This is a genomic window from Pseudomonas sp. GL-RE-29 (assembly GCF_019947275.1).
Lineage (GTDB): Bacteria > Pseudomonadota > Gammaproteobacteria > Pseudomonadales > Pseudomonadaceae > Aquipseudomonas > Aquipseudomonas fluorescens_A.
On record NZ_JAGYGD010000012.1, the window covers coordinates 87,503 to 114,439 of the forward strand.

The following is a 26,937-nucleotide window of genomic DNA, read 5'->3' on the forward strand; positions in this document are numbered from 1 at the left end:
CACACCGGAATAAGCGGCGCCGCCAATCAGGCTTTCGGAAATAACTCCGGTACTCGCCTTTATGGCACTGGACGAATGCTGGAGACGGGGCTAAAACGAGGCATTGCCCGGAGATTTTGATGACACCGCGCCAATCGTTTTTCGCTTGCCTGCAACGTTCACCGTCCGCGCTGTTCGAGGCGGCGCTATGGATTGCAGTCGAGCATGACAAAGAGGTGAACCCGGAAGCGGTATTGAAAGATTTCAAGGAACTGCAACAGCGGGTCAGTTACGGTTTGCCAATGCTGCCGGTGAGCGAATTGGCGCAACCGTTGTTACGGCGCTTGAATGATCTGGGTTTCGCCCAGGACGACTTCACGCCCTTGCGCCCGCAAGCGGCGTTAATCGATAAAGTCCTTGAACGCCGGCGTGGTCAGCCACTGGCGTTGGGGATGATTGCACTGGAGTTGGCCAAAGGCCTGGAAATCCCCATGGTCGGAGTCAACTTCCCAGGCCATTTTCTGTTGCGGGTGCCGGGCGCCGATCACCTGCTTGACCCGTGCGGCGGCAGGCGGCTGTACCCCAATGATTGCCGGGAATTGCTGCATCGGCAGTACGGCCCGAACATGAAGCTCAGCGCCGAACACCTGGTCACCGCCGAGCCTGTGCAAATGCTCCAACGCCTGTCGCGCAACCTGCGTCAGCTGCACCTGTCCCATGACGACTACATCGGCGCCTTGATCGACGCCGAACGCGTGCTGGAACTGGGCAACGCCAATGCCGCCGATTACCTGGCCCGGGCCAGCCTCTACCAACGACTGGAATGCCCCAATGCCGAGCGTTTCGACCTGGAACATGCCCTGCTGCTGAGCGACGACCCGATCCAGCGGCTTCGGTTGACGGAACGACTGGGGCATTTGCCGCCCAATTCCATCGTCCATTAAAAGCAAAAGATCGCAGCCTGCGGTAGCTCCTACATTGATTCCCTGTAGGAGCTGCCGCAGGCTGCGATTTTTGATCCTGCTCTTATCAAGGCGTATCTGGCTGATTCGCCGGATGCGCCTCGATGAACGCCGGATGCGTCGCCGCCAGCGCCGCCACCCGCCGGATTCGCGGATAGCCCTCAAGAGAAATATTGAAACGCTCGGCCGCGTACAACTGCGGGATCAAGTAGACATCCGCCAAACCTGGCTCAGGTCCGAAGCAATATCCTTCATCACCAATCAACTGTTCAACGGTCGCCAGACCCTGGCCGATCCAGTGCCCGATCCACTCCACCACCTGTGCCTCATCGTGACCCAGCGCACGCAGTTTGTTTAGCACACTGACGTTGTGCAGCGGGTGCACATCGCAGCCAATCACCGCCGCTACGCCACGCTCATGGGCGCGAGCAGCGAAGTCTTTGGACAGCAGCGGCACCTGTGGATAACGCTCCTCCAGGTACTCGATGATCGCCGGTGACTGGATCAGCAGCTCGCCGTCCTCGGTGCGCAAGGCCGGTACGCGACCTTGCGGGTTGATCGCCAGGTACGGCGGCTGACGATGTTCACCACTTGGCGGCGCAATCAGGTTGATCGGCAGCGCCTGGCAATCCAGCCCCTTCAACGCCAACGCGATCCGCACCCGATAGGACGAGGTCGAACGGTAATAGGTATAGAGCTCCATGACCCGGATCCTCTTAACGCGCCGACACGACTTTGCCACGGCATTCGCCGAAACCGATGGAGGCAAAACCGTCGCGGCTGCAACGGCCACGCAGAATGATTTCATCACCGTCTTCGAGGAATTTGCGCACCTCGCCCGATGCCAGTTCAATCGGTTTTTTACCGCCCTCGGTGATTTCCAGCAGGCTGCCGAACTGACCGTTTTCCGGCCCGGACAAGGTACCCGAACCGAACAGATCACCGGCCTGCAGCTGGCAGCCGTTGACGCTGTGGTGCGCGACCATTTGCGCCACGGTCCAGTACATGTGTTTCGAGTTGCTCAGGGTCAGGCGATGGGCTGGCAGGTTCTGCTCGCGCATCGTTTCGGTGAGCAGCAGCACTTCCAGTTCGATATCGAATGCGCCCGCAGCTTGATCGCGTTTATCAAACAGGTACGGCAGCGGCTGTGGATCGCCTTCCGGGCGTACAGGCTGGGCGCGACGGAACGGCTCCAACGCTTCAGCCGTTACCACCCAAGGCGAAATGCTGGTGATGAAACTCTTCGACAGGAACGGCCCCAGTGGCTGGTATTCCCAGGCCTGGATATCGCGCGCCGACCAGTCATTGAGCAGGCAGAAACCGGCGATATGATCGGCGGCGTCGCCAATGGCGATGGAGTCGCCCATGTCATTGCCCTGACCGATCCAGATGCCCAGTTCCAGTTCGTAGTCCAGGCGTGCGCACGGCCCGAACGTCGGCTCGGTCTGACCGGCCGGCAGGGTCTGGCCTTTCGGGCGGCGCACGTCGGTGCCGGACGGGCGAATGGTCGAAGCGCGGCCGTGGTAGCCAATCGGCACGTACTTATAGTTCGGCAGCAGCGGATTGTCCGGGCGGAACAGTTTGCCGACGTTTTGCGCGTGCTCGATGCCGACGTAGAAGTCGGTGTAGTCGTTGATTTTCGCCGGCAGGTGCATTTCACAATCCGCCGCCAGTGGCAGCAATTTTGCGCCTTGGGCTTCGATCTTGCCGTGCAGGGTGCTGCCTTCCTTGAGCAGTTCGATCAAACGTTCACGCAGGGCCACGCGAGCCTCGCGGCCCAGTTCGAAGAACGCGTTCAACTGGCCGTTACGGGTGGCTTGGACGGCGGTTTTTGCAGCGCCATCGAACAGGCCGGCCTCAAGCGCCGCTTCAAGATCAAAGATATGTTCGCCAATCGCCACGCCACTGCGAGGTGCGCAACCCTTCATGCTGAACACGCCCAGCGGCAGGTTTTGCAGCGGGAAATCCGCGTGGTCGTTGGCGCAAGCAACCCAGCTGCGAGGGATGGAAGTCTGCGTCATGGGTTATCTCCGGGTCGGGTCGAAAGTGGCGGGCAGCGTGGCCCAGCAAGCATCGTAGTTGGTTTGCAGCTGCGGGCAATCGAGGGCGTAGCGGCTCGGTCGCAGCACTTGGCTGGTCTCGAACATGAAGGCCATGGTGTTGTCGATTTTCGCCGGTTTGAGCTCGGCGTTGATCGCTTTGGTGCAAGTCTCGCCGTCCGGCCCGTGAGCGCTCATGCAGCTGTGCAAGGACGCGCCGCCGGGCACAAAGCCTTCGGCCTTGGCGTCGTATTCGCCCTGGATCAGGCCCATGAATTCGTTCATCAGGTTGCGGTGGAACCACGGTGGACGGAAAGTGTTCTCGGCCACCATCCAGCGTGGCGGGAAGATCACGAAGTCGAGGTTGGCCAGGCCGTGGACGCTGGTCGGCGAGGTCAGAACAGTAAAGATCGATGGGTCCGGGTGATCGAAGCTGACCGTGCCGATGGTGTTGAAACGGCGCAGATCATACTTGTAGGGCACGTTATTACCGTGCCAGGCGACCACGTTCAATGGCGAATGGTTGAGCTCGCAGCCCCACAATTGGCCAAGGAATTTCTGCACCAGGGTCGTCGGTTGCTGGAGGTTTTCGTAAGACGCCACCGGGGTCAGGAAGTCCCGCGGATTAGCCAGGCCGTTGCTGCCAATCGGCCCCAGGTCCGGCAGCCGCAATGGCGCACCATGGTTCTCGGCGATGTAACCGCGGGCTTGCGAGTCGAGCAGTTCAACGCGGAATTTCAGCCCGCGAGGTAACACGACAATCTCCAGCGGCGCGACTTCCAGCACGCCCAGTTCGGTGGCGATGCGCAGACGGCCCTGTTGCGGCACCAGCAGCATTTCGCCGTCAGCGTTGAAAAGCACGCGCTCCATGGAGCGATTGGCGCGGTATTGGTAGATGCTGATCCCCGCCGGCTTATCCGCGCCGGAGTTAGCCGCCATGCTCACCAGGCCGTCGATGAAATCAGTCGGTTCGGCGGGAATATCCAGCGCGTTCCAGCGCAGGCGATTGGGGGTCACTTCACCCAATGGACCGCCGGCCAATTGCCGATCGAGTTTGACGAACGCCGGGTGATTGGCCGACGGCTGAATGCGGTACATCCACGTCCGCCGCGCTTCACTGCGGGCCATTGTGAACGCTGTGCCGGAGAACAGTTCGGTGTAGAGACCGTAAGGGGCTTTTTGCGGGGAGTTCTGGCCGATGGGCAATGCGCCAGGCAGCGCTTCACTGCTGAATTCATTGCCGAAGCCTGACTGATAGGCCAGTGCTGGCGTCGTTGAATCGGAGTTCATGGAGCCTCCTGAACAGGGAGTCGACAGTGGCCCGTCGCTCTGTTGCAGAGTTCGTGGCACGCCGGGGTTATTTTTATCGTAATTCGATTACGCATAACGTAATTTGATTGGTATTGACCGTCAAGCTATAAAGACGCCCATTCGTCCCGGGATCACACTGCCTCCATGGAAAAGCCTGAAAGCAACGGTAAACAGAAAGTCCGCTCGGCCGAGGTGGGTACTGACATCCTCAAGGCTTTGGCGCAGTTGTCACCCTCGACTTCGCTCTCGCGCCTGGCCGAACACGTGCAGATGCCGGCGAGCAAGGTTCACCGCTATTTGCAGGCGCTGATCGCCAGTGGTTTTGCCGAACAAAATGCCGCGACCAACCATTACGGCCTGGGTCGCGAGGCCTTGCGCGTGGGCCTGGCAGCACTCAACAGTATGGACGTGCTGAAAGTATCCGCCCTGCCGCTGGCCGAACTACGCGACGATTTGAACGAAACCTGTTTTTTGGCGGTGTGGGGTAACCAGGGTGCGACCGTAGTGCATATCGAACCGGCGGTGCGAGCGGTGACGGTGGTCACGCAATTGGGCTCGGTGTTGCCGTTGCTCAGTTCCTCGACCGGGCTGGTCTTTGGTGCGTACCTTCCCAAGCGCGAAACCGTGGATCTGCGCGAGCAGGAATTACAAGGTCATGCAGCCCACGCGCTGGCGGACGATCAAGTCTATGCGGCCATCTGCGAGCAAATCCGCGCACGGGGCCTGCATCATGTGCATGGTTTGCTGATGCCCGGCGTTGATGCGTTGTCGGCACCGGTGTTCAACGCCATGGGCAATGTGGTGGCCGTGCTGACGGTGGTCGGCCCGACATCGTTGTTTCATGCCGATGAAGACGGCCCGGCGGCGCAGCGATTACTCGCGGCAACGCGGGCCGTCAGTTGGCGGATGGGCTACGAGGAACAGTGAAGATCAGATCAGGAAATCCGGAACAATTTCGATCACTAGATGAGTGATATCCCGTGCCATGAGCTGCGGATGCAGATGATCTTCCTCAACGCTGTGAGCGACCGTATAAACGCCAAAATCGCCATAGTAGTAAGGAATTTCATCGTGTTGCAGAGACTCAAATAAATCTTCCGCCAAACGTCGAGACTTGTATATTTTGCGCTCACCGCGCTCCATGAAAAAACTGGTGAGATACACTTCATCAAAGTTAATATCGGCCACACTTTTCTGTAGCGCAGCACGCACATCTTCAAGATCAAGCGAACCAATCGAGCGTTTGGCAAGATTGATTGACGGCTCAGCCGTCAGCAGCTTTACCAGATCAATGACAATTCGCTCAAACTCCACCATTCCCAGTCCGCTTACTTTATCTTTCGGATCAAATGAAAATCGGCGAATGAAGACATCAGTGAGGCGCTGTACGTAATTAGGCACGGCCTCACTCTCCACCCACTCCAGGGTTTCTTCAAACAACGTCCTGGAAGTTTCAACTTCGTAGTCCACAATATCAACCACGGTATTGATATAGGTTTTAAAAGGATTAACTCCAAACTTTTGCAGGCGCTCCGTCAGTAGTACCTCTACCGCAAAGTCTGCACGAATACTCTTCAGCAATTGAATCTTGCCGTGATTAAAAAAACTGTCACTCATAAAAACTTCCTGTCAAAAAATAAGACTCGAACATCCTGTGCGAGCCGTCGATTAAATTCATAAAACCTGGATTACTCCATACCACCCACTCAATCGACACTATTAAAAACTATTTAATACTGCAGCATCGCGAGCCAATGCAACTGTACAGCGTTTAACTAAAAATAAAACAACAAACATGTATTCAATCGTAAAGCCATAAACACACCAACAAATTAATTAACCACTCCCATTGCTTTAGCTTTAGCCACGGCCTGGGTACGGCGCTCCACACCCAACTTGCTATGAATTCGCCGGGCGTGGGTTTTTACCGTATGCAATGAAATAAACAGTTGTTCGGCGATTTGTTGATTTGAGTTGCCTTGGGCGATCAGGCTGAGCACCTCCAACTCTCGAGCACTCAACGGGTTGGCCTCCAGGGTCGACGGCGTCAGGTGGTGCTCTTCACCCAAACGACTGAGCAATGTCGGCTGGCGCAGGCGCAGTTCGCTCAAGGCTTGTTGCAAATGGCAACGCCGCACCAACTCCAGCCCCGCCTGCAAGGCCGACTTTGCCAGTGCTGGATCGCCGGTCAGGTCTGCCACTTCGCAGATGGCCAACTGAAGCTCCGCTTCCAACGCCAGCATCCCGTGCTGTTGCGCGTGATCGAGCAAGGCATTGAGTCGTTCCAGCGGTTGTTTCGCCTGTTGCAGATGAGTCTCTGCGAGCACCAACAAGTATTCGATCCGTGCGATCAGTTCCAGCGTGGCCGGGGGTGCTTGACGGGCATTTGGCCCGCGGTAATGACGCAGCACACGGGTCAGCGCTTCACGGGCGAGTTGCGGCCGACCTTGTTGCAACCAGAAATGACTGCTGACTTGCAGCAGTACACCGCGATAAACCGTGTCGGGAATTTGCCGCTGCTGCATCAGCCGCTCGGCGTCGCGCAGCCGGTCGAACGCGAGTGCGTAATCATGCTGATTGGCCGCCACCTGCGCCTGTCCGAGAAAACCATACAACGCACGTTTGTCCTGACTGTGCAGGCAATCGCGCAGGCCGCTCTGAAAGAATTCGCTGGCCGCCTCATCCTGTCCCTGCCAGAGCGCCAGACGTCCACGCCGCAAGGCAATTCGCCCCAGCAGCGGCGTCGGGCGATCCGCCTGCCGACACAGCAACTCATGGATATCGGCCAGCAAACTCTCGGCGCGCCGGGGCGCGCCGCGCTGCTCCAGCAACTGCGCATGATCGAGTTCGAGCAATCCTTCGAACAGCAGCGAACCTTGCGCGCGCGCCAGGCACAGCGCCTCGCGATTGAGGGCCAGCGCGGCGTCGCAATCGGCAGTAAGCAGCGCTTGTTGCGTCAGGCCGGACAGACACAACAAGCGCGCTGCCCAAGCGTCGTTCCCCAGTTCGGCCAGCGCTTCGAGAAAGTGCGCTCGTGCCGCTTCCATGCGCCCCTGCAGATGCAGCAGCCAACCTTGCTGCGCCTGCCAGCGAGCCAGCAGTTGACGCTGCAGGATCGCCGTCGGCTGCGGGGTGAACCGGACCATTTGCTCAATGCACACGGCGGCCTGATCGAAACGTCCGGCAAATAATAAAGCCGCGGTAATTAACCCCACCAATTGCGGCGATCCGAGGGTCAACTCTTCACCCTGGCGCTCATGCAGGTTCAGCAACAAGCGCACGTTCTCCCGACGGAACAAATGCTCAAAGCTGAAGTGCTGCAACAAACTGACCGCAACCTCGAACTCTTCGGCTAACAACGCCTGCTCGAACGCGCCCTGCCAGTCCTCCTCGGCGGTGAACCATTGGCAGGCGCGGCGGTGCCAGGAACGCCCCGCCGAACCTTGTTCATCACGCATGGCGCGGGCCAGTGGCACGAAGACTCGCAACCAATCGGCGGAGTCCTCCCACGGTTCGATGAAACACCCCATGTCCTGCAAGTCGTGCAAGCACTTCGCGCCTTCGCCAGCACCGAAAAGATGCTCGCACAGGCTGGCATTGAATCGCGGAAGATGGGCCAGTACCTGCCAGGCTTCAACCAATTCCGGCGACAACGTGTTGAACAGTTCATGCTGCAAATAATCGAGCAGCGTCGCCGAACGTTCCTGTTTGTCTTCCCCGGCCGCCCACTGACATCCATCGAGCAAGGCAATACGCACACCGGCGCACCAACCACCGCTGCGCTGAATGATCCGCCGGGCCGTACCCGCGGCCTGCGACGGCGCGACATGGACGAGCAGCAGTTCGATGTCGTGTTCATTAAACGCCAGCGAACGCCCCTCGCATTCGTACAACTCATCATCGAGCAACAACCGGGGCCAGTTGCATTGCGGGCGCCGACGCGTACCCAGCCACCAATTCAACAACGGGTTTCTGACAGCCAGTAAACGGTCCAGCAAGCGATCGAGTTCAGGATTGGGCACGCGACAGTAATCATCGAGAAACAGCCAGGTCGGCACCTGTAACAGGGCCAGTGATTCCAGCAACGTTTGCTCATCCGATGAAGACAACCCGAGCGTATGCGCCAGTCGCCGCTGGAATTCAGCCACACCCAACGACTCACCCAACAAGGGCAGCCAGTACGCCCGACAGTCCGTGGGCGCACGCAACAGGCACTCAGTGAGCAACGCACTTTTGCCGCTGCCGGCCGGCGCACAAAGCAACTTCACCCGCGCCGTCGAGGCCAGCAATGGCTCGATCAAGCGCTCGCGGGACAGGTGATGGGACGACAAACGAGGCAGGAGTCCAGGACGGTCCAGACACAGCGTCATGGCAGTCATAGTGATGCGCCTTTTTATAGTTGTGGCGCCACCCTAGTCCTCTCTTGAGCGCTTGTTGAAGAAGTATTCAGCACGCTGATCTGCAGCCATAAAAAAGGTGACCGCGAAGTCACCTTTATGTGTAAGAGCCTGTAGGACGATTACCTCACACCCGTACTCCGCAGGGCTGCTGGCGTGTAGTCCCCGGCTTTTGCCGCGATGTTGAATTCGAAGCTGCGCTTCTCTTCGTTCTTCATACCCAGTGCGATGTAACGACCGGCAATCAGGTCGTACAGCGCTTCGACGGTATAGGCCGGCACCTGGTGATCGTAGTAGAACTGCGCATGCCCTTCGGCCACACGCCAGAGTTGGCCGCGACCGTCATAGTGATCGGCCAGCGCCACCTGCCAGGTGTCTTCGTCGATGTACATGTGGCGCTTTGCGTACACGTGCCGCTCGTTGGGCTTGACCGTGGCGACAACCTCCCAGACCCGGTGCAACTCATAGCGTGTCAGGTCCTGATTGATGTGCCCGGCCTTGATCACGTCGGTGTACTTCAGGTCGGGCGAATCGAGTTTGTAGCTGTTGTACGGGATGTACATTTCCTTCTTGCCGATCAGTTTCCAGTCGTAGCGATCCGGTGCGCCGGAAAACATGTCGAAGTTGTCGGTGGTGCGCAGACCATCGGACGAAGTGCCGACGCCGTCGTACGCTACTTGCGGAGCACGCCGCACACGGCGCTGGCCGGCGTTGTATATCCAGGCCTTGCGCGGTTCCTGGACCTGGTCGAGGGTCTCGTGCACCAGCAGCACGTTGCCCGCCAGTCGCGCCGGCGCCGTCACTTCCTGTTTGAAATAGCTGAGGACGTTGTCATCGCTGCCCGGTTTCAAATCCCCCAGCAGGGACGGCACGGCCACCTCATCCTTGAAGCGGATGACGGTGAAATCGCCATTGGATTGAGGGGTTGCCTGGGTGATGGTGCGCCGCAGATTGCCGCCGTGGTAACGGGTGATGTGGTTCCAGATCACCTCGACACCGTTCTTCGGAATCGGAAAAGCGTAGTAACGATTGCCGGTGAAATTGGCCAGACCGTTACCGTCGTTGATCGGTGTTACGTTCAGCGCACTGCGTTTGGCCGACTCATAGATTTCCGCCGGCAGAGCCGCGGTGCGGTGCGTCGGATAGACCGGGATTTTGTAGGTCTCCGGGTAACGCTTGAACATCGCCAGCTGTCCGTCGGAGAGCTTGTCCTTGTACTTGTCGACGTTTGCCGCCGTGATGATGAACAGCGGTTTTTCATTGGCGAACGGATCGGCCAGGAAGCCTTTGCTGTCCACCGCCCCGGCATTTTTCGGGATACCACCGGTCCAGGCCGGTATCGAGCCATCGGCGTTACCGGCCTTCTCCCCGCCCAAAGGCGTGAGGCTGGTGCCGAGCTTGTTCGCCTCTTCCGCCGAAACAGCTGCCATCACGTTGACAGCGAGCAGACTCAGGGCCAGGGCGGTGCCAAATTGCAGAATCATCTTGCGCATTGAATTCATCCTTTTCAGCCAGATCAGAAGTTCACGCCGAAGCTCAGCGCCACGAAGTCACGGTCTTCGAGCACGTTGTAGTCACCGCCGAAGAAATCGGTGTAACTGAGACTGGCGGTGTAGGTGTTGCGATAGTCCGCATCGACGCCGAGGCTGACGGCCTTGGCGCCTTCGTTGAACAGCCCGTTGGGGCCATAACCGGCGACGTCGTGGGACCACGACAGGTTGGGTTTGAAGTTGATCCCGGCGATGACGTTGTTGTAATCGAGGATCGCCCGGGCGCGATAACCCCACGAAGTCGAGGTTACGAAACCGTCGGTATCGCCAGCAAAGCCATACTGCCCGTACACCGAGTCGCGGCCATAACGCAGCTTGCTGCGAGACTCCAGGCCACCGACGCGAACCACACCGGCTTCGCCCACCAGGGTCAGGCGATCAGCGCCGGCGACCTGATCGAAGAAGTGCGTCAGGGTGCTCTGGATCTGGGTCACTTCCTTGCGCCGATAGCCTTTGTTGTCCGCGCCGGGTGAGGTCGCAATTGGCGATGCTGCGCCACCGGCAATCGGGTTGAGCAGCGCCAGCGTCAGGTCGTTGGTGTTGACCTGCACCGGTGCGTTGGGGCGGTAGCTGATCTCACCGGTCCACGCGGTGCCGGTGGACAACGTGGTGGAGAAACTGGCGCCGTAGAGACGAATGTCTTCCGGGTACTCGAGGTAATACTGACCACGCCCGAGCATCACACTTTGCGCCAGACCTGCGCCGCTACCCGGTGCGATGCGGTTGGCCGTGGTCACGATTCCCGGAATGCTCGCCAGCGTACTGAGACCGGCAGTGGTGGTGCCGACCGTCGGCGTGCGGCTGTGGTAATTCATGAAATACAGGCCGTACTCGGTATCGTCCCCCAGCCAGCGCAGCGCGGTGCCCCACTGGCCCGAATCCCGGGCATCGCGGTCGCCACCACGGGGAACCACCACACCTTCGCTGGTGACTTCGAAACCCTGGCCGAACGCAGCGGCAATCGGCTGCAACGGTGCGATGGCCGGGTTGGCAACGGTGTAACCCTTGTTGCAACCGTCCGCCACTACGTCGACACCGAAAAAGGTGCCGCAGTTATCGACGACGGTCTGATCCCACTCCAGTTGATAGAAGCCTTCCACGGTCAACTTGTCGGTCAGCCCTTGGGAAGCAAACAGCATGTTCACCGGAATCAGGCCTTCCTTGATCTCGGCACCAGGACGGCGGAACGCGGAAACGTCGACCGGGTTGATGCTGTTGATCGAGTTGCCGATGAAGGTACTTTCACCCCAGCTCACGACTTGTTTACCGGCGCGCGCGGTCCCTGGCAGATCGGCAATGGAATAGTTGTGATAGACGAAGGCATCGAGGATCTGCCCGCCGGATGACTTGGCGCCCTCCTTGCGATTGTGATCGCTGATCGGCTTGAACGGCCGGTCTTCGTCCTTCAATTCGAAGTCGTACCAATATTTGCCACGGACAAACACACCGGTATCGCCGTACTTCAGTTCGAGGTCGTGAATGCCCTTAAAGATCTTCGAGAAGGTTTCGCCCTTCTTGAAATTCTGACGCCCGTCGTCACCGGTCGAAGCCTGCCCGCTACCGCCGTTGACGGTGCCTACCAGTGCATCATCGGCATCGCGCATGCCCCAACTTGCGCCCACTGAAAGCGATGAATCGAACGTCCCCTCGATCTCGCCAATGTTGAATGAAACAGCCTGCGCCTGGGCACAGCAGCCCAAGGCAACCGCGGCGGCCAGCGCCTGCGGTGTGAAGATGGCGCGCATTGTTGTTTTTGTCATGCGTCTTCCCCGGTGAGTGACAGAAGGCCTCACCCTACTGCCGCCTACCGGGGGTGATAAGCGCACCAAGGAGGTATTCGTGGTGTACCTCTTAAGGATTACCGGGGACTTGGAACGGGGGATTGCGCAAGGCATGAATGGGCTGGATTGGGTGCTATCAGCGATGCGCATGTTGTGCGTGCATGATTTCAAGGACTGTTGCGCAGGCTGTAACACTGCATGTCGCGAATCACTGTTTTTCCTTTGCCGGCAACCACTTATCCTTGCCTGGCTTTCAAGGAAAACAGCTTGTAAGCACGAAGCAACGGCGCGTGATTCACCGTGCCGCTCGCGACAGATTTCAGATGAGATTGAAGACTTCGACTCGTCGCCCCGTGTACACCGACGTTGATTTGTAGCTCCTGGATCCAACGTCTACTTGGCCGCTGCGTTTGCAGCGGCCTTTTTTATGGGCGGGATATTTGTCGACTTCGCGCTCAGTTAGATGTTTAACAAAGTCCTACAAGAAGTTCCCTGTAATTTCGTAAGAAATCTCTTTCTTTTACAAAGGATAACTTTGACCCATTGCCCTCCCCGCAGAATCCTCTCTCACTCCCATATGTAAAGACCCACACGCGTTTCGGATCATTCCTTTTGCGTTTCGCTGTAACTTGAAATGGCAAGTAGCAATAGTTTGCGGCCAAATCCATGGCTGGCAATAAGCGGAAGCACTACGCAAATTCATAAGGATACGAATATGCAAAACCCTCCGAAACCACCGCAAAAAAGAACACAAGACCTGGATTTCTTGAAATAGATACGCCTATCGAGACGATAGGAGCCGCACCCGATCATTACATTCCCCCGCCTCGTACAAACCCTAACTTACAACCCGGCCCCTTTGGACGCGGAGTTTCGACTTATTATCAGAATCAAGGAACCGTAAAAAATACAATTCGGGCTCTTGAAGAGGAATACCAGGCCAGATCCATCCAATTACCCAAAACCATCGAGGAAGAACTGGCAGCGACCCGTTATGAGGGGCCAAAAAATCCAGTCCCTCCATTGCAATCAATTGCCCGTGAATTAGACGTACTTAATAAACTTACACAACGTAAAACTGCAGAACTCCATACAAAACCGCAACTGCCAATGCGTTTTATGGAGGAGACCCATTTAATCGGCATATCAACGAGTTTATGTTGAAAGCCACGAAGATGGAGAAATGGCCAGGACCCCATGGCATAGCCATGCAGGCTTTAAATGACTCACTTAGAGCCGCAATCGACACCAGATTGCTGTCTCAAACCTTACAGTCGCTCCACCAGAGAACCGTCAGTCTGCAACACTCTTTCAATGTCATGCAGGCCGCTGAACAAGCACGATTAGCAGCGGAACAGGAAGCTCAACGCGTCGCGGTTGAACAGGCACGTATCCAGGCTGAAGCTGAAGCACTAGCCCACGCGCAAGAGCAGGCCCGGTTAGCCGCAATGGCAGAAGCCGAGCGAGTGGCCGCCGAACAAATACGCGTAAAGGCAGAAGCTGAAGCTCTCGCCCACGCACAAGAGCAGGTCCGGTTAGCCGCGCTGGCAGAGGCCGAGCGAGTGGCGGCCGAGCAAGCGCGGATTGCCGCTGAAGCCGCCGCACGTTACATCGCTGCAGAACAGGCTCGTCTCGAAGCCGAGGCCGAAGTGCAGCGTCAAGCCGAGCGATTGCGCCTCGAAAATCAACGGAAAGCAGAGGAAGAAGCGCGGGAACACAAGCGCCAATTAGCGCTTTTGCAAGCCCAGGCCGAAGCCTTGTGGCAGGCAGAGCAAGCACGCCTGGACGCGCAGTTGCGGGCAGAAACTCAGGCACGGTGGCAACGTCCAGAATTTTCACATGCCGGCTCGATGGCGGCATTCGGCGTAGCAGCTTCCGGTACCCACGGAACCATCCATGTTGGACCGGCGGGCGCCCTGGCGCTGAGATCCGCGCTACGCGCGGCGATAGCCACAATCACCGGATTTGTCACGACTGCCGCCGCGCCAATCCTCGTTGGATTCGCCGCCCTGCTGGCGCCCTCGAGACTTGGCAACGGTGATCTGTATTCCCTGAGCGTTCCGTTATCGGAACTCACGACTGTCTCGAACGCCGATCTGTACGAACTCGCAGTCGTCGGTGGAGAGATCGACCTGCCAGTTACACTCGGCTCGAAGACAATAGGCAACCGGGTAGAGATCGTCGCCGTTGCTACAAACGGTATGACATCTTCCGGAAAAGTGCCCGTAAGGCTTGCCCACTTTGATTCACAGAAAAATGTTTACGCTACTGGCGGCACCGATGTTCAACCCGCCACTATCACCTGGACCCCACTGTTAGAACCGCAGAATCCGTCCATCGGTTTTCCAGTGACCGAAACGGATCTTCCAATCTACGAAGGTGCCACCCTCTCCCCCAACGAGGGGCGGATCGATACATTCCCACAACTGGATACGTATGGTTTTGATGGCTTCATCACTGTCTTCCCCATTGAGTCCGGCATTCCGCCGCTCTTCATTTTACTCAGGGATCGGCGACAAGATCCCGGTGTCGCTAGCGGTATCGGACAGGAGATTTCGGGAAACTGGTTGGGAACAGCTTCAAAGCCGGAAGGCGCGCCGATTCCCGCGGAAATTGCAGATACGCTTCGAGGGAGGGAGTTTTCGAGTTTCAGAGCGTTTCGCAGAGCATTTTGGAAGGCAGTTGCTAATGATGAATACTTTTTTGAGCAATTCAGCCGTTTAAACAAAACCAGTATTAGTCATGGATTGTCGCCAAAATCTCTCCAAAATGAGCATGTTGGCCAAAGGCGCAAATACGAAATTCACCATGTAATACCGATCGAGAAAGGAGGAGCAGTCTACGACATAGATAATCTTCGCATATTAACTCCAAAGCAGCACATTCAAACCCACTCTAAAAAAGCACAGGGGATTAAATATGAACTTAAAGACTAAATTCGAGGATTACACAGAACTTGAGTATCTCACCCTTGTAAGCTCGCTATTTGAGGGAACCTACTCATCAGAGGAAGAGCAGGACAATATTTTTGAAAATATAATCAGCACCTCTGAGCACCCCACTGCCTCCGATGTTTTATGCCACCCAGGAGACGGAATTGAGGACAGTCCGCATGGCGCAGTAAGAATATTTAAACAATGGCGAGCGGCCAACGGAAAGCCAGGCTTTAAACCCGAAAGTTAAAAAAAGGGGGCAAGCATTTCATGCTCCCTCCCTCCTTCCATTCGCTTTTACAACGAATACTTCTGCAAATTCCCCATCATTTCCTTCAGCGCTTCAATGTTGTCCTTCGGATGCGCCGCGCCCTCGAAATCACAGATCTGCTGCCAGTGCGCCGCCACGTCTTCCGGGGAGAAACCGACCCGTGGATCGAACCCGGCGCCTAAGCTGCGCTCCCAGCGCACTTTGCCCATCCAGCCGCCGCCCACTTCGAACAGGCCAGAGGTTTCCTGGCAGTTTTCGCTGGCCAGGTACACCACCAGCGGGCTGACCAGTTCCGGTTTGAGTAGTTCGAACACTTGTGGCGGGATCAGGCCTTCGGTCATGCGGGTGCCGCCGGTGGGGGCGATGGCGTTGACCAGGATGTTGTTCTTGCGACCTTCGATGGCCAGGGTGCGGGTCAAGCCGTAGAGGCCGAGTTTGGCCATGCCGTAGTTGGATTGGCCGAAGTTGCCATAGATGCCTGAAGTGGACGCGGTGAAGATCACCCGGCCGTAGTTTTGCTCGCGCATGTGCGGCCAGGCGGCGCGGGTGACTTTGTAGGCGCCTTCGACGTGGACGCGGTAAACCAGGTCCCAGTCGCCGTCCTCCATTTTGTGGAAGGTTTTGTCGCGCAGGATACCGGCGTTGTTGACCACCACATCGACACGGCCGAAGACGTCGAGGGCATGTTGAACGAGTTTGTCACCGTCGGTGACCGTGTCGTGGTTGGCCACGGCGGTGCCGCCGGCTTCACGAATTTCCGCGACCACGCGGTCTGCCGCCGATGCGTTGGCGCCTTCGCCCTGGGCGGAGCCGCCGAGGTCGTTGACCAGCACTTTAGCGCCCTGTTTGGCGAACAACAGTGCGTGCGCCCGTCCCAGGCCGCCACCTGCACCGGTGATGATCACGACTTTATCTTCGAAGCGCACAGACTCATTCATGGGGAACTCCAGCAGGCCAGGGACATTGCCTTGGAGTTTCAGGCACGGGGCTGCGGGTCACAATGAACAGGGGGGAGGCTGAATGGTGTGCGATAAGGCTGGGGGATGATGAGTGCATCGGACATCGGCGGGACTTTGTGGCGAGGGAGCTTGCTCCCGCTCGGCTGCGCAGCAGTCGTCTATCCCGGATAAATCAAGGTCCGCTTCGCGGCCCAGCGGGAGCAAGCTCCCTCGCCACAGGTGTTCAGCGCTCAGGAGATATCAGGAACAGGCCACCTTGAGCGAAGGTGATATCTGCCGGTCGCGAAATTCCAGGTAATGCTTGAGCACCTGGCACGGCGCCTCGATCTGCGGGTAATGACCGATACCGCTCAACAACACCGCATCCGGGTTGGGAATCAACTCTCTATAGCGCGCAACCATGTGCGCACCGGAGATCGGATCGACCTCGCCATCGATCACCCGCAAAGGCACTTCACCACGTTGCATCGCGCCGACCCAACGCTCGCGCTGTACGCGGCGCTCGGGAATGTAGGTGATCAACTTGTGCATGATCCGAGGCCCGTGATTGCTTTCGATCAGGCTCCAGAAATCATCCATCTCGCTTTCGGTGGGAAGGGTCTTTGGGCCGAAGATCTGGTTGAAGCTCTTCACCAGGCCATCCCGACTGAAAGCGCGCCCAATCATCCAGCCCAACGGGCTGAGCAGCAGCTTCTGGATCAGCACTGGACGGTGGGTTTCCGGGAACAACCCGCCATTGAGGAATACACAACTGGCGACCTGGATACTTGATTCGTAATGCCGGGCCAGCAGCTCCTGGGCCACGCTGTCGCCGTAGTCGTGGGCCAGCAGGTGAACCGGCTGCGTGACGTTCAGGTGTTCCAGCAACGCCTGTTGCAGATCGGCTTGCTCCAGCAAGCTGTATTCATGGTTCACCGGTTTGGCCGAGTCGCCGAAACCCAGCATGTCGCAGGCAATCACCCGGTAGCGCTGAGCCAGCGGCTGCCACAGGTAATGCCAGTCCCAACTGGCGCTCGGGAAGCCATGAATGAGCATCAGCGGCTCACCCTGCCCCGCCGTCCAGTAACGGATGGTCTGGCCACGAAAGTCGAACGTCTGGGCGCGCTTGCGCCAGATGCACAGAGGGATCTCGGCGAGTGCCATCAGAGTTTATAACCCGGGTCTTGTTTATCGAGTTTGCGCAGCAGCGCCGGCCAGGCCAGCGCTCCGCCCATGCCTTGAGCACTTTTGGTAACACCGGCGATCATCGCCTTGGCACCCGCCAGAATCTGCGGTTCGATGGCGATCAACTCGGCACCCCCGGTCTGCGCCATGACCTGGATATCGCAGGCGCGCTGGAAGGTGAACATCATCAGGAACGTGTCGGCAATGGTGCTGCCGCAGGTCAGAAGTCCGTGGTTATGCAACATCAGGAAATTGTTTTCACCGAGGTCGGCTTGCAGTCGCGTCTTTTCTTCGTGGTTCAGCGCGACGCCTTCATAGGCGTGATACGCGAGGCTGGACAGGACAAACAACGACTGCTGGCTGATCGGCAAAATGCCTTGTTTCTGCGCCGACACCGCCACCCCGGACGCCGTGTGGGTGTGCAACACGCAGACGACGTCATGACGAACCTCGTGCACCGCGCTGTGGATGGTGTACCCCGCCGGGTTGATCTCGTAAGGGCTGTCCATCAGCTTGTTACCGGCCTGATCGACTTTGACCAGGCTCGATGCAGTGATTTCGTGAAACATCAGCCCGAACGGATTGATCAGGAAATCTTCGGTGCCCGGCACCTTGGCTGAAATGTGGGTAAAAATCAGATCGTCCCAGCCATGTTGGGCGACCAGGCGGTAACAGGCAGCGAGGTCGACACGAGTCTGCCACTCGGCAGCACTGACCAGGTCTTTGACACTCTGTGGAGATTGGATGGGGGCTACGCTCACGACCAGGAACCTCGGTTTTTTATTATGGAGTGTTTCCAATGACTACCGAGTCTAGTCACCCCCTGCGTTCGCGTAGTTGCATTGGCAGCCAGCTTGATGGCCTAACGAGTCAGGGGGTCAACAAGTTTGGATCCGTGTCAAACGGCCGCCGCCAGACGGGTGACGGAGCGCACATTTAAACGCTCTGTCAGAACCATGGCGATCCCGTTGAGAGGTGCCAATCAGCCTTTCAACGCGCCGACCAATTCCGCCAGCCAAGGCTCGGCATCCGCTTCCGGCGTCACGCTTTCGCTGGCGTCCAGGCGCAACATCGGCAGGACTTCGCGGATGCCCAGCTCACCGAACAACTCACGCATCAGCTCACCGCCGCCGCAGAAGGTATCGCCATAACTCGCATCACCCAGGCCGATCACGGCGCCCTGCAAGCCACGCCAGGCAGCAGGCAAAACGTCACGAATCGAGAAATACAGCGGTTGCAGGTTGTCCGGCAGCTCGCCCATTCCAGTGGTCGAGGTCACTGCAAGAAAGGCTTCAGGACCAAAGGCCTGAATATCGGCCAGGCTGGCACGCGGGTTATGGAAGGTTTCGAAACCGGCGGCTTTCAAAATGCTTGCGGCGTGGCGGGCGACTTCTTCAGCCGTGCCGTACACCGAGCCGGAAATGATGGCGACTTTCATCAATCTTGATCCTGAAGCTGAGTAAAAGACCCGGATATTAACAGCACGGTCCGTATTGTTCTTTTAGAATCCAGCAGACAACCAACAAGGAAGGGTTACGCCGATGATCAACGCAAAACTGCTGCAACTGGCTATCAATGCCTCCAACGACGGCATCGTGATTGCCGAAAAGGAAGGCGATCAAGACAAAATCCTGATTTACGTCAACCCGGCCTTCGAACGCCTGACCGGCTATACCAGCGAAGAAATCCTCTATCAGGATTGCCGTTTCCTGCAATCGGGCGATCGCGATCAGGAAGCCCTGGTGAAGATTCGAGCGGCGCTGAACAGTGAAGGCGCGTGCCGTGAAATTCTTCGTAACTACCGCAAGGACGGCACACCGTTCTGGAACGAACTGTCCCTTTCGACGGTGAAAAACCCGAACGACGGCCAGGTTTATTTTGTTGGCGTGCAGAAAGACGTCACGGTTCAGGTCAAGGCGTTGCAGCGAGTGGCGCAGCTGGAAGCACAACTGGCGGAGGTCCAGTCAGAGCTTGCCGCACTGAAAGCGACGAACGGTCAAAACAAAACGGCGAATTAAAGGTCATTAACTACAATCACCGAACAGTTTGTAACTATTTCTTTCGAGCTAGCCATGCATCGCGACGCGCTCCTGACCCAGGATGAACTTGATTTCATCCAAACCATGCAGCACAACCCGCAGCTCAATGTGCGGGATGCGACGTCGAGCCTGCTCGTGAACGGTGGTTCACAAATCCGTGACCTGCTTACGCGCCTCGCCGCGCATGAGCAGGTCACCATTCAAGCCAACTTCGAAAATCAACAAATGACCTTCCCCCTGCACTTGGTGGAAGACGAGTTTCATGCGATGCATTTACGCCTTGGCGTACCGAGCATTTACGAAGACGGGCCTCTGGTCCGTCCTTGGCGACTGGTGCTCGACGAGCCCGTAGCGCTGGAAAATGCACAAGGCCAACCCGGCACGATGTGGGTGCACGAAATTTCGTTTAAAGGTGCCTTGATCGAAGTACGCAACAAAACCAAGGCACCGAAGCATTTTGCCTTGTGGTTCAGCCCTTCAGGCTATGAACGAATTGCGCTGCGCGGCACGTTCGAGAAAGAAACCGAGCAAGGTTTCTACGCTTATCAGCTGAGCCAGAGCGACACGGATGAAACCGAGCGTCTGCGCCAATTCATCCTGCAACAGCATCGGTTGACGCATCCCGCCCTGCACCTCTGACGCTCAAGTATCCAGGCCACCGGCCAGAAATTGTTGCAGTCGCTGGCGCATCAGCAATCCCTCGTTACCCAGGCATCCGATCGATGACCCCGCCAGGCTGTCCTGCGCCAGATCGGACGCGTCTCCCGCCAACAGCAACGGACACTCCAGGCTCATCGCCAGGCGATTCAAGCGCCGCGGCAGTTCGGGGGTGGGCACATGATTGGAAAACAACACCAGCGCCTGGGGCTTGATCCTCTCGCAAACCAGGGTCAACTCTTCGAACGGCTGGCCAACTGTCAGCACGCGCACCCCCGTTTGCCCATTGCTCAGGAACAACGCGGCAATCAGCAACTCAAGTTCCCGGCACTGCCCCGACAGGGCGCTGACGATGACTCGCCGTTGCGGCTTGTCACGGATCAGCAGCAGGCGTTGCAATACCCGTGAACGCAGAAACCCGTCCAGGAACAACCACTCGCTGGTCACGCCGAATGAGTCCTGGCGTTGCAGGAGTTGCTTCCAGAGCGGGATAAGGATGTCCTGAAACACAACCGACTGCGAGTAAGTGGAAAATATATGGCCGTAGACCTGATCCAGCTGTGCATCGTTAAAGGCAAAAACAGCTGACTGAACCTGCTGCTGCCATTGAGCGTAATCGGCTTGAACCAGGTCATTGGGAATGATGTGCGACAGGGCCTGCAGGGGTTCGGACTTGGCCAGTATCTTGCCGATCTTGCTGACGGCAACGCCGCGTTCGAGCCAGGAAAGAATGCTGCGGACGCGCTCGATATCGGTCATCGAATACAGGCGATGCCCACTTTCGGTGCGCGCTGGCACGATCAGCCCGTACCGGCGCTCCCATGCACGAAGGGTCACCGGGTTGACGCCGGTTAGACGCGACACCTCGCGAATGGGAAAGAGCTCATCCTGCTCTAGTGTGACGCCCTGGCGGGAATCCGAAGCGATGTCAGTGAGTACGGGCATCTGGTTAAACATCCTTGTATCGTTCGAGCCCCATTCTAACTCCCCCGCCCCGTAAAATTTCCGTAAAAATTCAAGACCGCCAGCAGGAAAAAATGTCACAGACGCTCGGGGCAGAATCAGGAATAATCCTTGCTTGTCCCAAGACGCAGCCCACTACCCCGGCGTTGCGCCTGGCGAAACTCCTACCCGGAGTGACGCAATCGTTATACGGAGATACATAATGTCTACCTCACCCGTCACGCTGATGGTTGCGCGCCGCGTCGCCAATGGGCGTTATCAGGACCTGATCGCCTGGTTGCGCGAAGGCGAACAACTGGCCACCGACTTCCCCGGTTATCTCGGCTCAGGCGTGCTCGCTCCGCCGCCCGACGATGACGAATTCCAGATTATCTTCCGCTTTGCCGACGAGCAGACCCTGCACGCCTGGGAGCACTCCGCCTCGCGTACTGCCTGGCTCGTCCGTGGCAGCGACTTGTTTGCCCACCCTACGGAGCATCGGGTCAGTGGCATCGAAGGCTGGTTCGGCGCTGCCGGCCAACGCCCGCCACGCTGGAAACAGGCCGTAGCGATCTGGTTGGCATTCTTCCCGGTTTCGTTGCTGTTCAACTTCGTGCTTGGGCCATTGCTGGGGGAGATGACGCTGCTGCCGCGCGTGCTGATCAGCACCCTGTGCCTGACGCCGTTGATGGTTTATCTCTTCATTCCTTTATCAACCCGATTGCTGGCCAATTGGCTGAACAGCACCCCTGCACGAGCGATACCCGCCGAGCCTTCCACGCAAAACCGCTAAAAGATCGCAGGCTCCAACAGAAAGCGGGAACCTATCCCATCCTGTAGGAGCTGCTGAAGGCTGCGATCTTTTCAGAGGCATCGCACGGCTCCTCGCTGTTATAGTTTTGCTCTCACTGCGACGCGAGCCGTTCATGACCTTTACCTCCGCCCCGATCCTCATCACCGGTGCCGGCCAGCGTGTCGGCCTGCACTGTGCGCAGCGGTTGCTCGAAGACGGCCATCGCGTGATCTTCAGCTACCGCAGCGAACGCCCCGGCGTGCAGATCCTGCGCGATCTGGGGGCGACTGCGGTGTTCGCCGATTTCGCCAGCGAGGCCGGAATTTTCGCCTTCATCAACGAACTGAAAACCCACACCGACAGCCTGCGGGCGATTATCCACAACGCTTCCGAATGGCTGGCCGAAACCCCGGACACCGACGCCGAAGCGTTCACCCGCATGTTCAGCGTGCACATGCTGGCGCCATACCTGATCAACCTGCATTGTGCCGATTTGCTCGAACGCTCAAGCCCCGCCGACATCGTGCACATCAGTGATGACGTGACTCGCAAGGGCAGCAGCAAGCACATCGGCTACTGCGCCAGCAAAGCCGGGCTCGACAGCCTGACCCTGTCCTTCGCCGCGAAATATGCGCCGGCCATCAAGGTCAACGGGATCGCGCCAGCCCTGCTACTGTTCAACCCTGATGACGACGCGGCCTACCGCGCCAAGGCGCTGGCCAAATCCGCACTGGGCATCGAACCCGGCAGCGAAGTGATCTATCAGAGCCTGCGCTATTTGCTCGACAACCCTTATGTCACCGGCACGACCCTGACCGTCAACGGCGGAAGGCACATCAAATAAGTGTCCCGCGAGGATCTTCCATGACGTTATCCCTGCCTCAGAACGCCCTGTCCGAGAGCTATCGCGAGATCCTCATCGGTCTCGGGGAAAATCCGGACCGCGAAGGGCTGTTAGACACCCCGGTGCGCGCAGCCAAAGCCATGCAGTACCTCTGTCATGGTTACGACCAGAGTGTCGAAGAAATCGTCAACGGCGCGCTGTTCGTCTCCGACAACGATGAAATGGTGATCGTCGACAACATAGAGCTGTACTCGCTCTGCGAACATCACCTTTTGCCCTTCATCGGCAAGGCGCATGTGGCTTATATTCCAACGGGCAAGGTGTTGGGCCTGTCGAAGATTGCGAGGTTGGTGGACATGTTCGCCCGGCGCCTGCAAATCCAGGAAAACCTCACTCGGCAAATTGCCGACGCGGTACAACAAGTGACCGGCGCGGCAGGCGTTGCCGTGGTTATCGAAGCCCAGCACATGTGCATGATGATGCGCGGCGTCGAGAAACAGAATTCGACCATGAACACCTCGGTGATGCTCGGCGCCTTCCGCGAATCGAGCAACACTCGCCAGGAGTTCCTGCAATTGATTGGACGGAGCAAGAAGTAATGCCACAACTTCAACCAGGCATGGCACGCATTCGGGTCAAGGACCTGTGCCTACGCACCTTCATCGGCATCAACGAGGATGAAATCCTCAACAAGCAGGATGTGTTGATCAACCTGACCATCCTCTACGCGGCCCAGGAAGCGGTGCGTGATAACGACATCGACCACGCGCTGAACTACCGGACCATCACCAAGGCGATCATCGCCCACGTGGAGGGCAATCGCTTTGCCCTGCTCGAACGCCTGACCCAGGAAATACTCGACCTGGTCATGGCCAACGAGTCGGTGCTGTACGCCGAAGTCGAAGTGGACAAACCCCACGCCCTGCGGTTTGCCGAGTCGGTGTCGATTACGCTGGCAGCGAGCCGTTAGCTTCAAGCTTCAAGCGGCAAGCTGTAAACTTCACCGCACCGCAATCCATCTTGCAGCTTGAAGCTCACCGCTTGAAGCTGGCTCAGAGAGACCTATGACCGATCAACAACGCCTGGAACTTGAAGCCGCCGCCTTTCGCCGGCTGGTCGCGCACCTGGACAGCCGCAAGGATGTGCAGAACATCGACCTGATGAACCTCTCGGGTTTCTGCCGCAACTGCCTGTCCAAGTGGTACAAGGCCGCTGCCGACGAGCGCCAGATCGACGTCAGCATCGACGATGCCCGCGAAGTGGTTTACGGCATGCCGTACGCCGAATGGAAAGCCCAATACCAGCAAGAAGCCAGCGCCGAACAACAGGCGGCGTTCGCCAAAGGAAAACCCAATGAGTGATTTGAACACCCTGCGCGCCAGCCTCAAGAGCGGCGAACACGCTTTCGCCGATACCCTGGCTTTCATTGCCGCTGGTTATGAGTATCAGCCTCAGGCTTTCAACAACGGCGGTGTGGAAAACGCTGCCGGGCAGAACGAAGGTTCGTGCAAGACGTTGGGTCTGGCGCTGCTGGAAGGCTTGAGCGATGAAGAAGCCCTACTGGCCTTCGGCGAGCATTATCGTTCGGTGCTGGCGACGCCTGAAGGCAGCGATCATGGCAACATCCGCGCGTTGATCACCCATGGCCTGGCAGGGGTGAAGTTCACCGAGCAGCCCCTGACTCGCCGCTGATTCACCCATAATCAAAAGCAAAAGATCGCAGCCTTCGGCAGCTCCTACAGGTTGGCATTCATTAGCAACATTTGCGGTGATCCTGCACCTGTAGGAGCTGCCGAAGGCTGCGATCTTTTGATCTTCCCCGCACATTCCGACTTTTAAGATTGACCCGGCAACTTTATTTCGTTTGCCCGTCACCCCTGCTCACGGCTTAGATAAAAGAAGCGTCCCCTTCTTCAGAGTCGGTCATCCATGAGCAGCGAATCCATCAGTCAGTCGATCAACATCGTTCACCCCGTCACGCTCAGCCACGGCAAAAACGCCGAGGTCTGGGACACCGATGGCAAACGCTACATCGATTTCGTCGGTGGCATCGGCGTACTGAACCTCGGCCATTGCCACCCACGCATCGTCGACGCCATTCGCGACCAGGCCACCCGGCTGACCCATTACGCATTCAATGCCGCCCCTCATACCCCCTACCTCGCATTCATGGATCGCCTCAGCGCGTTTATCCCGGTGGATTACCCGGTCAGCGGCATGCTCACCAACAGCGGTGCCGAAGCGGCGGAGAACGCCCTGAAGATCGTTCGTGGAGCGACCGGCCGCACCGCCGTCATCGCCTTCGACGGCGCTTTCCACGGCCGCACACTGGCGACCCTCAACCTCAACGGTAAAGTCGCGCCGTACAAACAGAAAGTCGGTGTGTTGCCTGGCCCGGTCTATCACCTGCCCTTCCCGAGCAAGGACAACGACGTAACCTGCGCCGACGCCCTGAAGGCCATGGAGCGTCTGTTCAGCGTCGAGATCGATGTCGACGACGTAGCCTGTTTTATCGTCGAACCGGTGCAGGGCGAAGGCGGTTTCCTGGCGATGGACGTGGAGTTTGCCCAAACGCTGCGACGCTTCTGCGATGAGAAAGGCATCGTACTGATCGTCGATGAAATCCAGTCCGGCTTCGGTCGTACCGGCCAGCGTTTTGCGTTCTCGCGACTGGGCATCGAGCCGGATCTGATTCTGCTCGGTAAAAGCATCGCCGGTGGGGTTCCGCTGGGCGCGGTGGTCGGGCGCAAGGCACTGCTCGACAACTTGCCAAAGGGCGGCCTCGGTGGCACCTATTCGGGCAATCCCATCGCTTGCGCTGCTGGACTGGCGACCCTCGACGAAATGACCGACGCGAATCTGCAAGCCTGGGGTTCGCAACAGGAAGAAGCGATTGTCAGTCGCTATAAAACCTGGCGCGTGAACGAACTGTCGCCCTATCTGGGCCGCTTGACCGGTGTCGGAGCGATGCGCGGTATTGAGCTGATCAAGGCCGATGGCTCACCGGCTTCGGCGCAGTTGACGCAACTGCTAGCCTTGGCGCGGGACGCGGGTTTGCTGCTGATGCCTAGCGGTAAATCGCGAAACATCATTCGGCTACTGGCGCCGTTGACGACTGAGGCCGCGGTGCTGGAGGAAGGCCTGGACATACTTGAGGCGTGCCTCGCCAAACTGTCCCTGTAGGAGCCGACTTGCTGGCGATGGCGGCGTATCTATCAATATTGATGTCGCCGACACACCGCAATCGCCAGCAAGCCGGCTCCTACAGGTCTGCGTTGACCATAAAAAAACCGGCCGAAGCCGGTTTTTTTTATGAACGCAGAATCAAGCGTTTTTCAGATTGTCGAGGTAGCGCTCAGTATCGAGTGCTGCCATGCAACCGGCGCCGGCCGAGGTGATGGCCTGACGGTAAACGTGGTCAGCCACGTCACCGGCGGCGAAGATGCCTTCGACGCTGGTGGCAGTGGCGTTGCCGTCACGGCCGCCCTGCACCACCAGGTAACCGTCTTTCAACGTCAGCTGGCCTTCGAACAGCGAAGTGTTCGGGGTGTGGCCGATGGCGATGAACACACCGTCGACTGTCACTTCGTCGAAGCTGCCGTCGTTGTTCTTCAGACGCGCACCGGTCACGCCCATGTTGTCGCCCAGGACTTCGTCCAGGGTCGCGTTGAGCTTCAGGATGATCTTGCCTTCGGCCACGCGGGCATTGAGCTTGTCGATCAGGATCTTCTCGGCGCGGAAGGTTTCGCGACGGTGAATCAGGGTCACAGTGCTGGCGATGTTGGCCAGGTACAGGGCTTCTTCGACAGCGGTGTTGCCGCCACCGACTACAGCCACTGGCTTGTTGCGATAGAAGAAACCGTCGCAGGTCGCGCAGGCCGAAACGCCTTTGCCCATGAACGCTTCTTCCGATGGCAGGCCCAGGTAACGAGCGCTGGCGCCGGTAGCGATGATCAGTGCGTCGCAGGTGTAAGTCGCGCTGTCACCGATCAGGGTGTAGGGCTTGGCAGCGAAGTCCACGGCGTTGATGTGATCGAAAACGATCTCGGTTTCAAAGCGCTCGGCGTGCTCTTTCATGCGTTCCATCAGCGCCGGGCCGGTCAGGCCGTGGACGTCGCCCGGCCAGTTGTCGACTTCGGTGGTGGTGGTCAGTTGACCGCCGGCCTGCATGCCGGTGATCAGCAGTGGCTTGAGGTTGGCACGGGCGGCATAGACCGCAGCGCTGTAACCGGCAGGGCCGGAACCAAGAATAATCACACGCGAATGACGGACTTCAGACATGACCTGCTCCTGTTGACCGGCCCGGAACACCTGGC

26 protein-coding genes are annotated in these 26,937 nt (G+C 58.1%); 13 read left to right on the plus strand and 13 right to left on the minus strand.

The window, feature by feature from the left end:
- Positions 1-119: 119 nt before the first annotated feature.
- Entirely contained in the window at positions 120-923 is an 804-nt protein-coding gene (locus tag KGB21_RS12360) for a SirB1 family protein (protein WP_223505253.1), read from the plus strand.
- An 85-nt stretch (positions 924-1,008) separates the two neighbouring features.
- Here KGB21_RS12360 and maiA read toward each other — a convergent pair whose 3' ends face one another.
- Genes maiA through hmgA form a run of 3 tightly spaced genes read right to left on the minus strand, consistent with a single transcriptional unit; the run spans position 1,009 to position 4,270 of the window.
- A complete protein-coding gene (maiA, locus tag KGB21_RS12365) occupies positions 1,009-1,644 on the minus strand; it encodes a maleylacetoacetate isomerase (RefSeq protein WP_223505254.1) in 636 nt (211 codons plus the stop codon).
- 13 nt (positions 1,645-1,657) lie between these two features.
- A complete protein-coding gene (fahA, locus tag KGB21_RS12370) occupies positions 1,658-2,962 on the minus strand; it encodes a fumarylacetoacetase (RefSeq protein WP_223505255.1) in 1,305 nt (434 codons plus the stop codon).
- Positions 2,963-2,965: 3 nt separating this feature from the next.
- Complete coding sequence (hmgA, locus tag KGB21_RS12375) at positions 2,966-4,270, minus strand: homogentisate 1,2-dioxygenase (RefSeq protein ID WP_034147053.1); 1,305 nt, start codon at positions 4,268-4,270, stop codon at positions 2,966-2,968.
- A 165-nt stretch (positions 4,271-4,435) separates the two neighbouring features.
- On the opposite strand from hmgA, the gene KGB21_RS12380 reads away from it, so the two are divergent.
- A complete protein-coding gene (locus KGB21_RS12380; protein ID WP_034147054.1) occupies positions 4,436-5,218 on the plus strand; it encodes an IclR family transcriptional regulator in 783 nt (260 codons plus the stop codon).
- Between the two features lie 3 nt (positions 5,219-5,221).
- On the opposite strand, the gene KGB21_RS12385 is transcribed toward KGB21_RS12380, so the two are convergent.
- The 4 genes from KGB21_RS12385 to KGB21_RS12400 all read right to left on the minus strand — a co-directional run bounded on the left by KGB21_RS12385 (position 5,222) and on the right by KGB21_RS12400 (position 11,998).
- A complete protein-coding gene (locus KGB21_RS12385) occupies positions 5,222-5,908 on the minus strand; it encodes a hypothetical protein (protein WP_223505256.1) in 687 nt (228 codons plus the stop codon).
- Between the two features lie 215 nt (positions 5,909-6,123).
- A complete protein-coding gene (locus KGB21_RS12390) occupies positions 6,124-8,670 on the minus strand; it encodes a LuxR C-terminal-related transcriptional regulator (RefSeq protein WP_223505257.1) in 2,547 nt (848 codons plus the stop codon).
- 140 nt (positions 8,671-8,810) lie between these two features.
- The gene (locus KGB21_RS12395) at positions 8,811-10,181 is read right to left on the minus strand and encodes a DUF1329 domain-containing protein (RefSeq protein WP_034147057.1); all 1,371 of its coding nucleotides are present in this window, start codon (positions 10,179-10,181) and stop codon (positions 8,811-8,813) included.
- A 23-nt stretch (positions 10,182-10,204) separates the two neighbouring features.
- Positions 10,205-11,998, minus strand: coding sequence for a DUF1302 domain-containing protein (locus KGB21_RS12400; RefSeq protein ID WP_223505258.1), 1,794 nt, complete (start codon positions 11,996-11,998; stop codon positions 10,205-10,207).
- A gap of 1,178 nt (positions 11,999-13,176) precedes the next feature.
- Between KGB21_RS12400 and KGB21_RS12405 the strand changes: the two genes are divergently transcribed.
- Both KGB21_RS12405 and KGB21_RS12410 read left to right on the plus strand, forming a co-directional pair.
- Entirely contained in the window at positions 13,177-14,955 is a 1,779-nt protein-coding gene (locus KGB21_RS12405) for an S-type pyocin domain-containing protein (RefSeq protein WP_223505259.1), read from the plus strand.
- Positions 14,939-15,202 (plus strand): bacteriocin immunity protein, encoded by a 264-nt coding sequence (locus tag KGB21_RS12410; RefSeq protein ID WP_223505260.1) that lies wholly within the window; start codon positions 14,939-14,941, stop codon positions 15,200-15,202. The genes KGB21_RS12405 and KGB21_RS12410 overlap by 17 nt, the downstream gene beginning before the upstream one ends.
- Positions 15,203-15,249: 47 nt before the next feature.
- On the opposite strand, the gene KGB21_RS12415 is transcribed toward KGB21_RS12410, so the two are convergent.
- The 4 genes from KGB21_RS12415 to KGB21_RS12430 form a co-directional block, all read right to left on the minus strand.
- On the minus strand, positions 15,250-16,161 hold the full coding sequence (locus tag KGB21_RS12415; protein ID WP_223505261.1) for an SDR family oxidoreductase: 912 nt from the start codon (positions 16,159-16,161) through the stop codon (positions 15,250-15,252).
- Between the two features lie 261 nt (positions 16,162-16,422).
- The gene (locus tag KGB21_RS12420; protein WP_223505262.1) at positions 16,423-17,325 is read right to left on the minus strand and encodes an alpha/beta fold hydrolase; all 903 of its coding nucleotides are present in this window, start codon (positions 17,323-17,325) and stop codon (positions 16,423-16,425) included.
- The gene (locus KGB21_RS12425) at positions 17,325-18,107 is read right to left on the minus strand and encodes a class II aldolase/adducin family protein (RefSeq protein WP_034147062.1); all 783 of its coding nucleotides are present in this window, start codon (positions 18,105-18,107) and stop codon (positions 17,325-17,327) included. The genes KGB21_RS12420 and KGB21_RS12425 overlap by 1 nt, the downstream gene beginning before the upstream one ends.
- A 221-nt stretch (positions 18,108-18,328) precedes the next feature.
- Complete coding sequence (locus tag KGB21_RS12430) at positions 18,329-18,784, minus strand: flavodoxin (protein WP_034147063.1); 456 nt, start codon at positions 18,782-18,784, stop codon at positions 18,329-18,331.
- Positions 18,785-18,887: 103 nt separating this feature from the next.
- Here KGB21_RS12430 and KGB21_RS12435 point away from each other — a divergent pair, with 103 nt between their 5' ends.
- Together KGB21_RS12435 and KGB21_RS12440 are read left to right on the plus strand one after the other, a co-directional pair.
- The gene (locus KGB21_RS12435) at positions 18,888-19,364 is read left to right on the plus strand and encodes a PAS domain-containing protein (RefSeq protein ID WP_034147064.1); all 477 of its coding nucleotides are present in this window, start codon (positions 18,888-18,890) and stop codon (positions 19,362-19,364) included.
- Positions 19,365-19,418: 54 nt separating this feature from the next.
- Entirely contained in the window at positions 19,419-20,024 is a 606-nt protein-coding gene (locus KGB21_RS12440; protein WP_034147065.1) for a hypothetical protein, read from the plus strand.
- A gap of 3 nt (positions 20,025-20,027) precedes the next feature.
- Here KGB21_RS12440 and KGB21_RS12445 read toward each other — a convergent pair whose 3' ends face one another.
- Complete coding sequence (locus KGB21_RS12445; RefSeq protein WP_223505263.1) at positions 20,028-20,987, minus strand: MerR family transcriptional regulator; 960 nt, start codon at positions 20,985-20,987, stop codon at positions 20,028-20,030.
- 220 nt (positions 20,988-21,207) lie between these two features.
- Here KGB21_RS12445 and KGB21_RS12450 point away from each other — a divergent pair, with 220 nt between their 5' ends.
- From KGB21_RS12450 to KGB21_RS12480, 7 genes are all read left to right on the plus strand, one after another.
- On the plus strand, positions 21,208-21,777 hold the full coding sequence (locus KGB21_RS12450; RefSeq protein ID WP_223505264.1) for an antibiotic biosynthesis monooxygenase: 570 nt from the start codon (positions 21,208-21,210) through the stop codon (positions 21,775-21,777).
- Positions 21,778-21,910: 133 nt separating this feature from the next.
- Complete coding sequence (gene folM / locus KGB21_RS12455) at positions 21,911-22,621, plus strand: dihydromonapterin reductase (RefSeq protein ID WP_034147067.1); 711 nt, start codon at positions 21,911-21,913, stop codon at positions 22,619-22,621.
- A 20-nt stretch (positions 22,622-22,641) separates the two neighbouring features.
- Positions 22,642-23,220, plus strand: a complete 579-nt coding sequence (gene folE, locus KGB21_RS12460) for a GTP cyclohydrolase I FolE (protein WP_034147068.1) — start codon at positions 22,642-22,644, stop codon at positions 23,218-23,220.
- Entirely contained in the window at positions 23,220-23,591 is a 372-nt protein-coding gene (gene folX, locus KGB21_RS12465; protein ID WP_008026970.1) for a dihydroneopterin triphosphate 2'-epimerase, read from the plus strand. Before folE ends, folX begins: the two co-directional genes overlap by 1 nt.
- A gap of 94 nt (positions 23,592-23,685) precedes the next feature.
- Positions 23,686-23,982, plus strand: a complete 297-nt coding sequence (locus KGB21_RS12470) for a DUF1244 domain-containing protein (RefSeq protein ID WP_223505265.1) — start codon at positions 23,686-23,688, stop codon at positions 23,980-23,982.
- A complete protein-coding gene (locus KGB21_RS12475) occupies positions 23,975-24,313 on the plus strand; it encodes a HopJ type III effector protein (protein WP_034147070.1) in 339 nt (112 codons plus the stop codon). The genes KGB21_RS12470 and KGB21_RS12475 overlap by 8 nt, the downstream gene beginning before the upstream one ends.
- A 237-nt stretch (positions 24,314-24,550) precedes the next feature.
- Positions 24,551-25,804, plus strand: coding sequence for an aspartate aminotransferase family protein (locus KGB21_RS12480; RefSeq protein ID WP_223505266.1), 1,254 nt, complete (start codon positions 24,551-24,553; stop codon positions 25,802-25,804).
- A gap of 141 nt (positions 25,805-25,945) precedes the next feature.
- Here the strand turns inward: KGB21_RS12480 and trxB are convergent, their stop codons facing one another.
- Complete coding sequence (gene trxB, locus KGB21_RS12485) at positions 25,946-26,902, minus strand: thioredoxin-disulfide reductase (RefSeq protein ID WP_034147072.1); 957 nt, start codon at positions 26,900-26,902, stop codon at positions 25,946-25,948.
- Between the last annotated feature and the right edge of the window lie 35 nt (positions 26,903-26,937).

Coding starts and splice junctions, on each gene's coding strand:
- KGB21_RS12430 (WP_034147063.1), bottom strand. CDS start 18,784: ATGAAAGTCGCCATCATTTCCGGCTCGGTGTACGGCACGGCTGAAGAA.
- KGB21_RS12360 (WP_223505253.1), top strand. CDS start 120: ATGACACCGCGCCAATCGTTTTTCGCTTGCCTGCAACGTTCACCGTCC.
- maiA (WP_223505254.1), bottom strand. CDS start 1,644: ATGGAGCTCTATACCTATTACCGTTCGACCTCGTCCTATCGGGTGCGG.
- KGB21_RS12480 (WP_223505266.1), top strand. CDS start 24,551: ATGAGCAGCGAATCCATCAGTCAGTCGATCAACATCGTTCACCCCGTC.
- KGB21_RS12450 (WP_223505264.1), top strand. CDS start 21,208: ATGTCTACCTCACCCGTCACGCTGATGGTTGCGCGCCGCGTCGCCAAT.
- KGB21_RS12385 (WP_223505256.1), bottom strand. CDS start 5,908: ATGAGTGACAGTTTTTTTAATCACGGCAAGATTCAATTGCTGAAGAGT.
- folE (WP_034147068.1), top strand. CDS start 22,642: ATGACGTTATCCCTGCCTCAGAACGCCCTGTCCGAGAGCTATCGCGAG.
- KGB21_RS12445 (WP_223505263.1), bottom strand. CDS start 20,987: ATGCCCGTACTCACTGACATCGCTTCGGATTCCCGCCAGGGCGTCACA.
- KGB21_RS12400 (WP_223505258.1), bottom strand. CDS start 11,998: ATGACAAAAACAACAATGCGCGCCATCTTCACACCGCAGGCGCTGGCC.
- trxB (WP_034147072.1), bottom strand. CDS start 26,902: ATGTCTGAAGTCCGTCATTCGCGTGTGATTATTCTTGGTTCCGGCCCT.
- KGB21_RS12380 (WP_034147054.1), top strand. CDS start 4,436: ATGGAAAAGCCTGAAAGCAACGGTAAACAGAAAGTCCGCTCGGCCGAG.
- KGB21_RS12440 (WP_034147065.1), top strand. CDS start 19,419: ATGCATCGCGACGCGCTCCTGACCCAGGATGAACTTGATTTCATCCAA.
- KGB21_RS12475 (WP_034147070.1), top strand. CDS start 23,975: ATGAGTGATTTGAACACCCTGCGCGCCAGCCTCAAGAGCGGCGAACAC.
- folX (WP_008026970.1), top strand. CDS start 23,220: ATGCCACAACTTCAACCAGGCATGGCACGCATTCGGGTCAAGGACCTG.
- KGB21_RS12390 (WP_223505257.1), bottom strand. CDS start 8,670: ATGACTGCCATGACGCTGTGTCTGGACCGTCCTGGACTCCTGCCTCGT.
- folM (WP_034147067.1), top strand. CDS start 21,911: ATGACCTTTACCTCCGCCCCGATCCTCATCACCGGTGCCGGCCAGCGT.
- KGB21_RS12470 (WP_223505265.1), top strand. CDS start 23,686: ATGACCGATCAACAACGCCTGGAACTTGAAGCCGCCGCCTTTCGCCGG.
- KGB21_RS12405 (WP_223505259.1), top strand. CDS start 13,177: ATGTTGAAAGCCACGAAGATGGAGAAATGGCCAGGACCCCATGGCATA.
- fahA (WP_223505255.1), bottom strand. CDS start 2,962: ATGACGCAGACTTCCATCCCTCGCAGCTGGGTTGCTTGCGCCAACGAC.
- KGB21_RS12395 (WP_034147057.1), bottom strand. CDS start 10,181: ATGCGCAAGATGATTCTGCAATTTGGCACCGCCCTGGCCCTGAGTCTG.
- KGB21_RS12415 (WP_223505261.1), bottom strand. CDS start 16,161: ATGAATGAGTCTGTGCGCTTCGAAGATAAAGTCGTGATCATCACCGGT.
- KGB21_RS12420 (WP_223505262.1), bottom strand. CDS start 17,325: ATGGCACTCGCCGAGATCCCTCTGTGCATCTGGCGCAAGCGCGCCCAG.
- KGB21_RS12435 (WP_034147064.1), top strand. CDS start 18,888: ATGATCAACGCAAAACTGCTGCAACTGGCTATCAATGCCTCCAACGAC.
- hmgA (WP_034147053.1), bottom strand. CDS start 4,270: ATGAACTCCGATTCAACGACGCCAGCACTGGCCTATCAGTCAGGCTTC.
- KGB21_RS12410 (WP_223505260.1), top strand. CDS start 14,939: ATGAACTTAAAGACTAAATTCGAGGATTACACAGAACTTGAGTATCTC.